Here is a 14,141-nt window from a genome sequence, read left to right as displayed (position 1 = left end):
CCTTTAGTTTCCGCCTTCAAATGCCGGGGGGCAGGCTGTGATTGCTTCAATTGTTGTTTGGCAGTTCCAGCACCAGTTTTTTAAATAATTGGCCCCGTTCCTCAAAGTTTTTAAACATATCCCAACTGGTGCAGGCCGGGGAAAGCAGTACCACTTCGCCCGGCCGGGCCTGCCGGTAAGCCAGCTGTACGGCGTGGGGGTAATCCCGGGCGGGCAAAATGTTGTTAAATCCCTGTGCTCGGGCGGCCTCGGCTATCTGATAACCGTGCATCCCCACGGTAATTAAAACCCTGACTTTCTCTTTAATTTTACGGGCAAATTGTTCAAACGATACTCCTTTGTTTTTACCGCCGGCAATCAATACAATCGGTACGTGGTAGGCATCCAGCGCCTTAATGGCAGCATCCGGATTTGTGCCCTTGGAATCATTAATATAAGCCACACCGTTGATGGTGGTAACATATTCCAAGCGGTGGGCAACTCCGGTGAAATGACCCAAGGTGTAGGCCAGTTCAGCCGGCGATAAGCCCATAGCACAACAGGCGGCAACGGCAGCCAAAGCGTTTTCCAAATTGTGGCTGCCAGGTATGCGCAGGGAGTCAACCGGGGCAATCTCACGCAAGCCGGACCGGTCGGCAAACACAATCTTGTTGTCCTGGACAAAGCTCCCTTTTTCTAAAATATGCCGCCGGCTGAAAAATATAACCTGGGCAGGACAATCCTCGGCCAATTGCCTGGTAACCGGATCATCATAATTTAATACGGTCCAGTCTGAGGGCTGCTGCCTGGTAAAAATATTGGCTTTGGCTTTGATATAGGCTTCCATTGAACCGTGACGGTCAAGGTGGTCCGGTGTGATATTTAAAATTACTGCTACTTTAGGTGAAAAAAGGCAAGCGGTTTCCAGCTGAAAACTTGATACTTCGGCCACCACTATATCATCTGCTGTATAGTGCTCAATCTCACTGATCAGAGGCAATCCAATATTGCCTGCCACCAAAGTTTTATAACCGGCGTCCTTAAACATTTGGCCGATTAATGAGGTGGTGGTGGTTTTGCCGTTGGTACCGGTTATGGCTATCACGGGCGCCCTGGCAAACCGGTAGGCCAGTTCCAGTTCACCTAAAACAGGCACGCCGGCCGCCCCGGCCTGGACCACCGGATCTACTGTCAAGGGAACGCCGGGACTCACCACCAATAAATCATAATCCTGACGGCTCACCGGCGGGTATTCCCCAAACACCGGTTTTATTCCCTGCCGGGAAAGTTGATCCGCCATCTCTGCCATTTGTTCCCTTGGTTTTGCATCTGTCAGGGTTACCCTGGCCCCTTTGTTATGTAAAAATTCACATACTGCCCGGCCGCTCACTCCGGCCCCCACCACTAAAACGTTCTTTCCTGCCAAATCCACTTTACGCTCTCCTTTATGCAGCAAAAAGTATTTCCACCTTTAACAAGGTCGAACCTGCCAGGTATGCCGGGTTAACTCAACCCCACGGTGCCCAGCAAGCCAACCAAGGAAAATATTAAGCTCAACAGCCAAAAAAAGCTGACCACTTTTTTTTCCGACCACCCGGTAAGTTCAAAGTGGTGGTGCAACGGGCTCATGCGAAAAACCCGGCGGCCGGTAGTCTTAAAAGATATTACCTGAATAATGACCGATAGGGTTTCCAGCACGTACAGGCCGCCAATAATAACCAGCAGTAATTCACTGCGGGTAACCACAGCTGCCGCCCCCAGGGCGCCTCCCAACGCCAGCGAACCGGTATCTCCCATGAAAACCTTGGCCGGATGCCGGTTATAAAATAAAAAACCCAGGCAACCGCCTGCCACGGCTGCCAAAACAATAGCTGTGCCTACTTTACCGACGGCCAGGGCCAGCACCACAAAGGCCGCCGCAGTAAATACCGTAGCACCGGCAGCCAGACCGTCTAAGCCGTCTGTTAAATTAACGCCGTTGCCGGTGCCCAGCAGCACCAATACCGTAATTCCGAAAAACGGCCACCAACCGGGATCAAATCCAATGCCCCCCGGGGTAAAAAAGTCGGTAAAAGGAATTACATAATCAGTTCCTCGCCCCAGCCGGAACACAGCCACCACTGCCAAAACCGCAGCAAATATCAGCTGGCCTAAAATTTTCTCCCGGGCCTTTAAACCCAGATTTCTTTTTAGCGCAACTTTAATGAAATCGTCCAAAAAACCAATTAAACCATATCCCAGGGTAACGGCTAACACCACCAAACCTTCGGCCCGGCCAGGTACGCCGCTGCTTAATAATAAGGCACCGGTCACCGCGATGGCCGCCAGAAACATTATGCCACCCATGGTTGGGGTGCCGGATTTAGCCATGTGACCGGACGGTCCTTCCGCTCGGATGGTTTGCCCAAACTTCAGTCTTCTCAGCAAAGGAATGGTTAGCGGACCCAGCGCCAGGGTTACCAGCATACTGATCCCTGCCGCCAGCCCAACCACATGATAATCCACGCAAAATTCCTCCCTTATGCACCGAGGGCCGTGCCAATTCAGCCCCTATATCGCCCTCATCCTCATCAAGATCGGCCGTCTGCTGCCAATTCCTGAACAATTTGCTCCATGCGCATACCACGGGACCCTTTAATTAATATTGTGTCACCGGTTTGCAGTATGTTTTTTATAATGCTAACCGCCTGTGGGTTATCTGCACACTGCCGAATGCAAGCGGATGGTAATCCTGCCTGCTGTCCTCCCTCAGCAATCCAGCGGGCCAGCTGCCCCACGGTTACCAGGTAATCCACCGGCACACCGGCTGCCGCTTCGCCCACTTCCCGGTGTCCCGTCTGGGACAGGGCACCCAGTTCATACATATTGCCCAAGACCGCAATTTTTCTGCCGGTGGCAGTTTCCTGCAAAACCTTGAGGGCAGCTTTAACCGATGCAGGATTGGCATTATAGGTATCGTTTATAATGGTAATGCCCTGACATTTAATTATTTCCAGCCTCATCCCGGAAAGTGCCGCCTGCTGCAACCCGCAGGCAATGTCAGCAAAGGTTAAGCCCAGCTGCAGACCAACTCCCACCGCAGCCAAACTGTTCAGGACATTGTGGCTGCCTGGTACCGGCAGGTATATTTCGCCCCGGCCCCCTGGATAAATGACCTGATACTTAACCCCCAGGCCATCCGGCTCAATGTTATAACCCCGAATATCTCCCCGGCCTGTTAAAGAGTAGAACCATACCTTACCCCGGCAGCGGTCGGCCAGCTCCTTGAGCCAGGGACTGTCCCCGTTTAGCACAGCAAAGCCGCCCGGCTCAATGTGTTCTAATACCTCTGTTTTAGCCAGGGCAATATTTTTTACTGAGCCCAGGCGTTCCAGATGGGCTTCGCCGATGTTGGTGATCACCGCACCGGTTGGTTTAGCCAGTTTGGCTAAAAAATCTATCTCTCCGGGCCCCCGCATGCCCATTTCCACCACGGCGGCTTGATGTTGTTCAGTTAAATTAAGCAGCGTTAAGGGCAAACCAAGTTCGTTATTATAATTGCCCTGGGTCTTGAGGGTATTGTAGCGGGTTTGCAGCACTGACGCAATCATATCTTTAGTGGTTGTCTTACCGTTGCTGCCCGTTACCGCCACCACCGGCACAGTCAGGCGGGCCCGGTTATCGGCAGCCAGGCGCTGCAAGGCCTGCCTGGTATCCTTCACCAGCACAACCGGTACAGCCGCAGCAACGGTAACCGGCCGGGATACTAACAGGGCGGCTGCCCCCCCTGCCACAGCCTGTGCCGCAAAATCATGGCCGTCAACCTGCTGTCCGGGCAGGGCCGCAAAAATCCCCCCTGGCTGTACTTGGCGGCTGTCAATACAAACCCCATTAACCGGCGTGGCAGGGTTGCCCTGCAATAAGACACCCCCGGTTATCCGGGCAATTTCATCTACACTGTAAGGTAACATGTTGATTGGCACTTCCTTTTTTAATTTCGCTTGGTGCCGTAGCGGCGGGCTATGGCCTGCCGCGCCTCCAACCGATCATCAAAGGGATATTTGGTAGTCCCGATAATCTGGTAATCTTCATGCCCCTTGCCGGCAATTACCACCACATCACCCGGCCGGGCCAAGTCAACCGCCCGGTTGATAGCCTCCCGGCGGTCCTCAAGGACCAGGTAACTGTCCGGTGAAGCTGCTTTGCTTACCCCTTCCAGCACATCTTGAATAATCCTGCCGGGATCTTCGGTCCGGGGATTATCTGAAGTTACCACCGCCAAATCACTGTAGCGGGCAGCAATTTCGCCCATGATGGGCCGCTTGGTGCGGTCACGGTCGCCGCCACAACCAAAAACAGTAATTAACCTGCCGCCGGTAATCTGGCGGGCTGTCTCCAGGATATTGGCCAACCCGTCCGGCGTATGGGCATAATCCACAATCACAGCAAAATCCTGACCCTCGTCTACCAGTTCGAAGCGGCCGGCAACGCCGCTGACACCGGCCAGCGCAGTTATTACATCCGGGGCCGGCAAACCTAAAGCGAGACCTGCCGTATAGGCGGCCAGAGCGTTGTAAACATTAAAACGTCCGGTTAGTTTTAACTGCAGCTTGTGTTCACCCCAGGGGCCCCTGACGGTAAAGCTAACCCCTTTAGCGGTAACTTGTATATCGGTTGCCATAACGTCCGCCTGCTGTTCAATGGCATAGGTATAAACTTTTCCTCGGCTTACCTTGGTCAAATATGCCGCCGCCGGATCATCAGCATTAATAACAGCATACTTAATATCCATGGTAAAAAGTTTCGCTTTGGCCGCCAGGTACTCTTCCATGGTACCGTGAAAATCAAGGTGATCCTGGGTTATATTTGTAAACACTGCCATGTCGTAAGCCACCCCGGCAACTCGGTTCAAAGCCAAGGCGTGGGAGGAAACCTCCATGGCGACACCCTTGACGTTTTCTTCAACCATGCGGGCCAGCAATTTTTGCAAGTCCAGTGATTCCGGGGTAGTATTGGTCACCGGCAGTGCCTGTTCGCCGATTAAATTATGGATAGTGCCGATAACACCTGGCTTTAGACCGGCCTGTCGCCATATCGAAGCAATCAAATGAGTGGTGGTGGTTTTGCCGTTGGTGCCGGTTACTCCTACCATGGTTAAGTTTTGGGAGGGATTGCCGTAAAAATGGCTTGACAATAAGGCCAGCGCCTTTCTGCTGTCCGCCACTTTAACAACAGTCAACCCCTGCGGCACAACTGTATCCTTTTCCACCACAACGGCAGCAGCCCCGGCTGCCGCAGCCCGGTCAATATACATATGCCCGTCGGTTTGAAAGCCCCGGATGGCCACAAAAAGCATACCCGGTCCGGCCTGGCGTGAGTCATAACAAATACCTTCTATCTCAATATCCTGTGAACCTTCAACCGAAACCGTTGCAACAGCCTGCAGCAATTGTTTTAACAGCACCCTAAGCCCTCCATTCATTATACTTCCTATTCTTTCCATTTGTGCATCATTTATGCCTGTCGGCGCCGGCTGTAAAAACCCTGGCCCCCCTGCACGGGAGGCCAGGGTTTCCCAGCCGTCGGTTAAAATTTATTGGCTGCTGACGGGGGTTTAAATTCCACCTTTACGGTGCTGCCCCGAGGCAGCTTCTGCCCGGGAGCGGGACTCTGGGTTACTGCCAACCCGGAACCCACCGGTTCTAACTTAAGCCCTATACTCTCCAACAAATTGCCTGCCTCACGAATGGTCATGCCCTTTAAATCCGGTATGGAAACCTGTTCCCCCTGTTTATTTTTAGCGTCGGCGGTACCGGCGAGATCCAAAATGACAGTGGTGCCTGACAATACCAAGGCGCCGCTTTCCGGAATCTGGCCGTAAACCACCCTGCCCTGGCCTCTTGTTTCAAAAGCCAAGCCGGCCTCCCGTAAAGTTTTCTGTGCTTCATCCAGGGGCAGGTTAACTACGTTGGGAACCGCTACTTCAATTCGCTCCTGTTCCACTTCCCAGGGATTGGTCTTGGGCTTGGGTAAATTTTTCTGTTCCGGCACACCCAGGTAACGCAAAATATCCAGGGCCAGGGGAGAGAAAACCGGGGCAGCAACAACGCCGCCATAATATGCCCCTCCTTGGGGTTCAGCAATCATAATTAAAACGGCAATTTTGGGATCATTAACCGGTGCAAAGCCCACAAAGGAAGCCACATATTTGCCGCTGGCGTAGCCGCCCCGTTCTGCCACCACCTGGGCTGTACCGGTTTTGCCGGCTGCCCGGTACCCTTCAACAAAAGCATTCTTGCCGGTCCCCTTGAAGACAACATTTTCTAACAACTGACCGGTCAACCGGGCCGTTTCCGCAGAGATAACCTGCCTTATCATTTCCGGTTTATACTCTTTTATCACATTACCCTTTTGGTCTTCCACCCTTTTCACCAGTTGGGGTTTCATCAATTTGCCGCCGTTGGCCACCGCGCAAACTGCCGATAACAGCTGAATGGGCGTGACGGCAATAGACTGTCCGATGGACATGGTGGCGATATTAAGGTTAGTGGCATCATTTTCCCGGATGATAATACCTTTGGCTTCGCCGGGCAGGCCAATGCCGGTAGGCTGGCCAAAGCCAAAGGCTCTGATATATTTATAAAATTTTTCCTTGCCCAGGTTCAAGCCGGTTTGAATAAACCCCGGGTTGCAGGAATTTTGTACCACTTCTTCAAAGCTCTGGCTGCCATGGCCGCCGTCTTTCCAGCAGCGTATTTTGCGGTCGGCCACCTGAATATAACCGGGGCAATAAAAACGATCGGAAGGTTTAACGGCATTTTCCTCCAGGGCTGCGGCAGCGGTTACAATCTTGAAGGTAGATCCCGGTTCATAATTATACCAAATGGCAGGGTTGCGGTCCCAAACCTGTTGCGGCGCTTCCCGCCACTTATTAGGATTAAAGGTGGGACGGTTGCCCATAGCCAGCACTTCCCCGGTCTGGGGATCCATCACAATGATTACCGCCGTTTTAGGACGATGTGCCACCACAATCTTATCCAGTTCCCGTTCTACAAAATGCTGAATCGTCTGGTCCAGGGTCAGTACCAGGTTATTCCCCTGACTGGGCGGTATGTACTGGTGCAAAGCCTGAGGAATTTCCCGCCCCGCCGCATCATGTTCAATCACGATACGGCCGGGAATCCCCTTTAATTCTTCGTCAAAGGCCGCTTCCATACCCATTAGTCCCTGGTTATCCGTACCGGTAAAGCCCAGAATATGAGGTGCCAGGGTTTCCTGTTTATAATAACGCTTGCTTTCCTCAGCAAAACCGATGCCTTCAATTTTTAAAGCTTTAATTTTTTGGGATGTTTCATAATCCACTTTTCTTTTCAGCCACTCAAACCGAGACTTCCTGGTAATAATGGTTTTAACCTTGTTAACATCCATCCCCAGCAGGGGTGCAATTTGAACAGCCACTTCATCAGGGTTTTTAATGTGGTTGGGAATGGCATAAACAGAGTCCGCACTGACACTGGTAACCAACTCATTGCCGTTACGGTCCAGAATACTGCCCCGCTTAGCCTCCACCGGCACGTCCCGCATCCGGTTGATAATACCTTTCTGGCGATATTCATCTCCCTTAACAATCTGCACCCATGCCAAGCGTAATATAATGCATGACAAAAAAGCGGCGGCCAGTAAGAAAAGGCCGGTTATTCTCCTGCGGATAACAATACTGGTGGTCTTCAACCATGATTCCTCCCTGCAGGCCTGGGGTCGCCGCTCCCTAACGTTTTTGCTCCCATCGCTGTACCAGATCCATCAATGCGTCAATAACGGGATTTTTCCCAATCTCTCCCGTTTTATGCTGCTCCTGCACACCGGAGGCAGATTGCGATGACTCTTGTTTGTTTAATTGATTGGTTGAGCTGTTTGATGCTGCCTGGGGACTCTTAGGCAGGGCGGCAACCAAAACCACTTCCTTGGGATCCGGTTTTACCATACCCAGTCTAGTGGTGGCAATGGCCTCAATTCGTTGTAAAGACAGCAGTTGGTTAGCTTGTGACTCCAGGTACTCTTGTTCAGCCTGTAAATTGGCCACCTCGCTTTGCAGCCGGCTGATTTGGTAACCTACGGCAGCTACCTGGGCATAGTAATAAGCAATGGTGAGACCGGTCAAAAATAATGCCAGTATACAGCCTGTTACCACAATTTTGCCCCGGCGGGCAGCCCGTTTGGACAATTGTCGACCGGGCCTGGCTTTTTGTTGCTGCCGTTCTTCCGGCAATTGATAGCTAAATTTTTCCTGTGCTACACTCAAGCTTATGCACCTGCCATCCGGTTTAGAACCTATAGTTTACAAGACCCCGGCATACCTTTCAAATACATTAATTAACCCAGTTTTTCGGCTACCCGCAGTTTGGCGCTGCGTGCCCGGGGATTGTTTGCCACTTCTACTCTGCTTGGCTCAATGGGCTTACCGGTAATAACTTTAATCAACGGCCGCCTGCCGCATGCGCAAACCGGAAATGACGGCGGGCACAGGCAAGGAGCAGCCAATGCTTTCAGAGTGTCCTTGACAATACGGTCTTCCAACGAGTGAAAGGTAATTACACATATTCTGCCACCGGGTTTTAATACCGACACCGCATCCTGCACGGCCTGGCTAAGAATGTCCAACTCACGGTTTACGGCAATGCGCAGGGCCTGGAAGGTTCGCTTTGCCGGGTGGGGCCCTTCACGCCGGGCCCTGGCCGGCACGGCAGCTTTAATTATCTCGACCAGCTCGCCGGTGGTGGCAATAGGCTGTTTTTTTCTTGCTTCGCAAATAAAAGAGGCGATGCGTCGGGCCCAGCGTTCTTCACCATAGCGTCGAATGATATCCGCCAATTTTTCTTCGGCAAGTTGATTTACCAAATCCCTGGCACTATAGGGCAAGTCCGGTGCCATGCGCATATCCAGTTCGGCATCATGCATATAACTAAAGCCCCGTTCGGGGGTATCCAACTGATACGAAGAAACCCCCAAATCAAACAGCACCCCGTCTACCGCGGGCACAGCCATTTCTTGCAAAATTTTTTTTAAGCATGAAAAATTGCTTTGCACAACACGAAACTGACCGGCGAACTCCTGAAGTTTGACCACCGCATGGTTAACAGCTGCCGGGTCCTGGTCGATGCCTATCAGTTGTCCTTCCGGTCCCAGACGACGCAATATTTCGTAACTATGTCCGGCTCCTCCCAGGGTACAATCCACATAAATTCCCCGGGGGTTTATGTTTAACCCTTCAATGGACTCTTTTAACAGTACGGATATATGTTTGAACTCCATCGCAGTCCCTTTCCGGATGAAAAATCAAATATTAGCTTAACTGCCATTATTTTTATCAAAAAACCGGTTATTTCATACTGTCGTCTATATCTCAAAGGCAAAAAGAGCCGGCGGCTAAAGTAAATCAACAATCTTTTCCGCCAGTTCTTCAAAAGATGCTTCAGCCTGGGCGTGATAACGGTCCCAAATCTCTTTGGACCAAATTTCTACCCGGGTAGCCACCCCCACAATAACGGTTTCTTTATCCAGTTGGGCATATTCCCGCAGGTTGTTGGGCAGCAAAATCCGTCCCTGCTTATCAACCTCACATTCGGTGGCTCCGGAAAAGAAAAAACGTACAAAGGCCCGGGCATCTGCCCTGGCAAAGGGCAGTGACTTCAGTTTTTGTTCAACCTCAGCCCATTCCTGGCGAGGATAAACAAAAAGGCAGTTGTCTAAACCCTTGGTGACAATAAACCGGTCACCCAGACCTTCACGGAAGCGGGCAGGTATGATGAGACGACCCTTTGGGTCGATGTTGTGCTGGAACTCCCCCATAAACATGATATCATGCTCCACTTTCTGGGTATTTCCCACCACTTAATACCACTTTACACCACTTCTATTCGCTGTGCCGGTAAAAACTCCTTCTGGCCTGCGGATGTTTTTGATATTTCTGGCAAAAAAATTAACCAAATCCATTATTTGGTCACAGTCACCGCAAACAAAAGCATCCCGTTTCACGAAAAGCGGAACGGGATGCTTGTTTTTTATGTTATATCGCTCCTGCGGTACTCTTGGCCGCTTTCCTGCGACCAACACCGTCATCTCAGATTAATCATCGTGCGTTTTCTCTGTTGAAAGGTGGCCACCCGGCGGAAACCGATGTTCTTCAGGAGAGCTACCGCCCGGTCCAACCCCTCCCCGATTTGTTCCGGTTTGTGGGCATCCGAACCTAAGGTGACCGGGACGTTTTGTTCCAGGCAAAGCGTAAGAAATTCAGGTGACGGGTACAATTCATTACAAGGGTAACGCCAGCCGGCGGTATTAACCTCGGCACAAATATCGTACTGCTTCATAATCCGGACCGTTTTACGGTAAAGATCTGTCAGAGGGCGTTCCGGCAATAAGCCGAATTTTTTAATCAAATCCGGATGGGCTAAACTGTCAAACAGACCGCATGCCGCCGCCTGTTGTACATGTTGAAAATACAAGTCATACAAATCCTGAAGATCGTGCTTTTTATACTCAGCCAGGCAGGCAGGATCGTCAAAGGCCCAGTCCCCAAGAAAATGCACCGAACCCAGTACGTAATCCAGGGGTAAAGAATCCAGAACAGCTTTAAGTTGAGCCTCATGGCCGGGAATGTAATCCGCCTCCACCCCAAGTTTAACGGCTAAATCGGGGTTGGCTGCCCTGGCCTGCATTACCTCGGCTGCATAAATCTCCAGCTGCGCAGATGGCATCGACACTTGCGGGTTTCTTTTTTCCTCCGGCAACCAGTACATGGGTAAATGTTCGGCAAAACCAATTTCCTTAAAACCTTTGCGGCGGGCTGCCGCCACCATTTCCGCCACAGTTCCGACAGCATGTCCACAGCGAAAAGTATGTAAATGATAATCCACCGGCATGCTTTACACCTCTTTCGGGCATCCCCGGTCGTGAATTTTTTTAAAAGCGGTGCCTGACCAAAACCATTATATTATGGCACACTGTTTTACTCAACAGGTTACCCCGGGTTTGCCGCAGTTTGGTACCTTTAACTTAATTTCTGCCGCAAACTCTTAAAATTTCCGGCAGCAGTTCCCGGGCTGCTTTCTCGCCTTGCTCAATGATATAGGGTATTTTATGAAAATCCCAGGATCCGATGCCCTTTAGCAACGGGCGGATGCAAACATCAGCATGATCATCCAGCACTTGTTCAACCGCCTCCGAACGAATTATATCCAAGGTTTGGCTCAATAAATGGGCAATATTGCGCGGCACCCTGGGCTCGTCACCGTCGTTGCCCAGGTCTACAGCAAGCACGGTGGTTGCTCCCAGCGCTTTTAGCACCTGGGCCGGTACGTTTTCCCGCAGACCGCCGTCCACCAGCAGGTAACCGTTTATTTCTTTGGGTTCAAACAACCCCGGCACCGCTGTACTGGCTCGTACCGCCTGCCAAACCGGCACCCCGCTGATAAATACTTGGTCACGCTTGGCTTTTAAGCGCATCCGGTTTTGCCTGCTGAGAAAAATAACCTTTTTCCCGCTCGTTATGTCTACCGTGGTTATGGCCAGCTGGCGGTAAACACCCTCAAAACTTTGGCCGGCCAGCTTTGATTTGATAAACCGCTCTAATTTGGCTCCTCTCATTAATCCCAGGGGCGAACGGAAAGGATAAGGAAGGTGAAATACATCAAAAATTAATTTTAAAGTCATAATAAAAAAGTTCTCTACCGCAGCAAATTCATCTATGAACATGCTGGGTTTCAACCGGCGGATCATTTGGTCCAGTTGAGCCACTGTCCAGCCACCGGCATACAGTGAGCCTACAATGCTGCCTGCACTGGTGCCGGCAATCATTTGGGGTTTGATCCCGTTTTCCTCCAGTACCCTGAGCACCCCCACATGGGCTGCTCCCAGCACAAAACCGCCGCCCAGGGCTAAGCCTATAACTTTACGCATTTTCACCATCACCTGCCCAATTCATTTTATGGCTGCTTAAAGATGATGGTGAATAAGTAAAACATGGTAAGTTGAACCATCTTGTTTTTTGCTATAAAATGTATTAACAAAACCGGCAGGTGAATAACATTGACCAGATTAAAACCCGGCGTCAGGGTACGCCTCTGGCCCAAGGATACTTACCCCAAATATGGCATTGTAAGAGAAATCACTTCTGATTATATTGTGGTGCAATTAACTGAAAAGCACCCTCAAGATTACTGCCGCTATCAAGTCGGCGAACTCATTAAGCTGCCTGCCCAAGGACTGCTTGTTCTAAGCGAACAAGCGTTTAAAGATAAATATTGTTAAGCAACCCGTTGACCGGTCTACGCGTGTTGACAAAGTTAAGGCAGACATTATTGATGTTTGCGGCGGCGTGCCGTCAGCCCCAGGCGCCGCATCTTATTTAAAACGGTGGTGTGGGACACCCCTAATGCTTTGGCGGCTTTACGGGCACTGCCGTAGATTTTCAAAGCCTGCTGCAGGGAATCCCGTTCTGCCCGGGCGGTTGCTTCTTTTAAAGTTAAACTGTTGGGTTCGCAAACCGGAACAGGCGGCACAGTGTAAAATTGTTCATTATCTAAAATAATATGTTCCGGTCTTATTTCGCCATTTTCAACCAGGTTAACAGCTCGTTCCAGGACATTGGCCAATTCCCGCACATTGCCCGCCCAGCGGTTTTTCATTAATAAACGCAACGCCTCGGCCGCAATACCGGAAATCGTGCGATTGGGCCGGGAAGTATATTTTTTTAGAAAATGGTGCACCAGAAAAGGTATGTCCTCCGGCCGGTCCCGCAAGGGGGGTACTCGGATAGGAAATACATTTAAGCGATAATAGAGGTCCTCCCTGAAATCTCCCCGGGCAATCATTTCTTCCAGGTTCCTGTTGGTGGCGGCAATTACCCTGACATCTACCGGCGTCTCGTGGCGGTCGCCCAGGCGCCTTACTTTACCGTCCTGCAGTACCCGGAGAAGTTTTGCCTGCAAATGAGGTGACAGTTCGCCAATTTCGTCCAAAAACAAAGTCCCCTCATGGGCAAATTCAAACAACCCTTGTTTGCCACCTTTTTTGCTCCGGTAAAGGCACCGTCAGCATAGCCAAAAAGTTCGCTTTCTAATAATGAATCCGGTAATGCCGCACAGTTTAGAGGCACAAAGGGCTTGTTTTTACGCAAACTCTCCATATGGATGGCTCTGGCAAATAATTCCTTGCCAGTGCCGCTTTCTCCCCTGATCATAACGGTGGAGTCACTGCGGGCCACCCGTTTGGCCATGGCCACCACCCGTTCCATAACTTCACTGCCATAAATGATGTCATCAAAGGTAATCATGGAAGGCTTGGTTACTGAATAAACCAGGTCACGCACCTGGGACATATCTTTAAGGGCCGCCACCATGCCAATCACTCTGCCCGCTTGATCCTTAATGGGCCGACCGGTGCTTAAGTAGTGATGCCTGCCCCGGGGAGTAGTAATTTTTATTTCTTTATGATCATATCCTTCACCGTTTTTTAAACTGTTTATCATGGGGATATCCATAGAAATTACTTCCGCCACATCCCTGCCCAAGGCCTTTTCTGCGGCTATGAGAAGAATCTTCTCGCAAGCCGGATTAAAAACGGTGATGATTCCTTGACGGTCTACGGCAATAATGCCGTCGCTCACCGAATCGAGAACCGCTTTGAGCTGCCGCTCCCGTTCTTCATGGGGCATCACCTCAATGTTTGCCACCCTGATAACACCGGCAATAGCTTGCAGTTCCTGCTGCAAAGCCGCCGCTTCCCGCTCCCCTAAAGCCTCAATTTCCAGGTACATATTATTAGGCAAAACCTGCAGTGAAATAATGTTTATATTTTTCGGTGACACCACCTGGGAAACATCATAAACAATGCCTACCCGGTCCTTAAATTCAATACGCAGGCGTAATGTGTCCAACAGCCACACCTCCGACTTCTGGATCTATTAACATTTCTACAGGACGTTCATGCATCCTGCCGAAAATGCCTGCCACCTATAAATACCGGCTTTTTTGTTTGTAATTCCCTCGCTCCCCGGACATGCAAGCAACAAAAATTAAATTTTAGATTTAGGGATTGACAGCCGGTTTGCCCGGTCATATACTAAAAACAGATATTGATAATCATTTTCATAGTTGTTTTGCGTAAGTAATTCAACTTGCTGA

Annotated in this window: 12 protein-coding genes and 1 pseudogene; 1 reads left to right on the top strand and 12 read right to left on the bottom strand. The window is 50.7% G+C overall.

Annotated features, from left to right (window positions below):
* Positions 1–46 precede the first annotated feature (46 nt).
* From murD to DESHY_RS09465, 10 genes are all read right to left on the bottom strand, one after another.
* Positions 47–1,435, bottom strand: a complete 1,389-nt coding sequence (gene murD, locus DESHY_RS09510) for a UDP-N-acetylmuramoyl-L-alanine--D-glutamate ligase (protein WP_008412302.1) — start codon at positions 1,433–1,435, stop codon at positions 47–49.
* Between the two features lie 47 nt (positions 1,436–1,482).
* Positions 1,483–2,484 (bottom strand): phospho-N-acetylmuramoyl-pentapeptide-transferase, encoded by a 1,002-nt coding sequence (mraY, locus tag DESHY_RS09505; protein WP_008412300.1) that lies wholly within the window; start codon positions 2,482–2,484, stop codon positions 1,483–1,485.
* 65 nt (positions 2,485–2,549) lie between these two features.
* On the bottom strand, positions 2,550–3,929 hold the full coding sequence (locus DESHY_RS09500) for a UDP-N-acetylmuramoyl-tripeptide--D-alanyl-D-alanine ligase (protein WP_008412297.1): 1,380 nt from the start codon (positions 3,927–3,929) through the stop codon (positions 2,550–2,552).
* 20 nt (positions 3,930–3,949) lie between these two features.
* The gene (locus tag DESHY_RS09495; protein WP_008412295.1) at positions 3,950–5,422 is read right to left on the bottom strand and encodes a UDP-N-acetylmuramoyl-L-alanyl-D-glutamate--2,6-diaminopimelate ligase; all 1,473 of its coding nucleotides are present in this window, start codon (positions 5,420–5,422) and stop codon (positions 3,950–3,952) included.
* A gap of 122 nt (positions 5,423–5,544) precedes the next feature.
* The gene (locus DESHY_RS09490; protein ID WP_008412293.1) at positions 5,545–7,689 is read right to left on the bottom strand and encodes a stage V sporulation protein D; all 2,145 of its coding nucleotides are present in this window, start codon (positions 7,687–7,689) and stop codon (positions 5,545–5,547) included.
* Between the two features lie 37 nt (positions 7,690–7,726).
* A complete protein-coding gene (locus tag DESHY_RS09485) occupies positions 7,727–8,260 on the bottom strand; it encodes a cell division protein FtsL (protein WP_008412291.1) in 534 nt (177 codons plus the stop codon).
* A 71-nt stretch (positions 8,261–8,331) separates the two neighbouring features.
* On the bottom strand, positions 8,332–9,270 hold the full coding sequence (gene rsmH, locus DESHY_RS09480; protein WP_008412289.1) for a 16S rRNA (cytosine(1402)-N(4))-methyltransferase RsmH: 939 nt from the start codon (positions 9,268–9,270) through the stop codon (positions 8,332–8,334).
* Positions 9,271–9,384: 114 nt separating this feature from the next.
* On the bottom strand, positions 9,385–9,813 hold the full coding sequence (gene mraZ / locus DESHY_RS09475; RefSeq protein WP_048818060.1) for a division/cell wall cluster transcriptional repressor MraZ: 429 nt from the start codon (positions 9,811–9,813) through the stop codon (positions 9,385–9,387).
* A 260-nt stretch (positions 9,814–10,073) separates the two neighbouring features.
* Positions 10,074–10,880 carry a histidinol-phosphatase HisJ family protein gene (locus tag DESHY_RS09470; RefSeq protein WP_008412285.1) on the bottom strand — a complete coding sequence of 269 codons (807 nt, stop codon included), beginning with the start codon at positions 10,878–10,880 and terminating at the stop codon, positions 10,074–10,076.
* Between the two features lie 133 nt (positions 10,881–11,013).
* A complete protein-coding gene (locus tag DESHY_RS09465) occupies positions 11,014–11,916 on the bottom strand; it encodes a patatin-like phospholipase family protein (protein WP_008412282.1) in 903 nt (300 codons plus the stop codon).
* A gap of 129 nt (positions 11,917–12,045) precedes the next feature.
* Between DESHY_RS09465 and DESHY_RS09460 the strand changes: the two genes are divergently transcribed.
* The gene (locus DESHY_RS09460; protein WP_008412279.1) at positions 12,046–12,267 is read left to right on the top strand and encodes a hypothetical protein; all 222 of its coding nucleotides are present in this window, start codon (positions 12,046–12,048) and stop codon (positions 12,265–12,267) included.
* Between the two features lie 47 nt (positions 12,268–12,314).
* Here the strand turns inward: DESHY_RS09460 and DESHY_RS14940 are convergent, their stop codons facing one another.
* Together DESHY_RS14940 and DESHY_RS14630 are read right to left on the bottom strand one after the other, a co-directional pair.
* The gene (locus DESHY_RS14940) at positions 12,315–12,830 is read right to left on the bottom strand and encodes an AAA-type ATPase lid domain-containing protein (RefSeq protein WP_476580440.1); all 516 of its coding nucleotides are present in this window, start codon (positions 12,828–12,830) and stop codon (positions 12,315–12,317) included.
* Positions 12,816–13,672, bottom strand: a pseudogene (locus tag DESHY_RS14630) (sigma-54 interaction domain-containing protein); the annotation flags it as partial. The gene DESHY_RS14940 and the pseudogene DESHY_RS14630, both read right to left, overlap by 15 nt.
* Positions 13,673–14,141 lie beyond the last annotated feature (469 nt).

Source organism: Desulforamulus hydrothermalis Lam5 = DSM 18033 (genome assembly GCF_000315365.1).
GTDB lineage: Bacteria > Bacillota > Desulfotomaculia > Desulfotomaculales > Desulfotomaculaceae > Desulfotomaculum > Desulfotomaculum hydrothermale.
The sequence above is the reverse complement of the archived record's forward strand: the minus strand, read 5'-3'. Positions and strand labels throughout refer to the sequence as shown.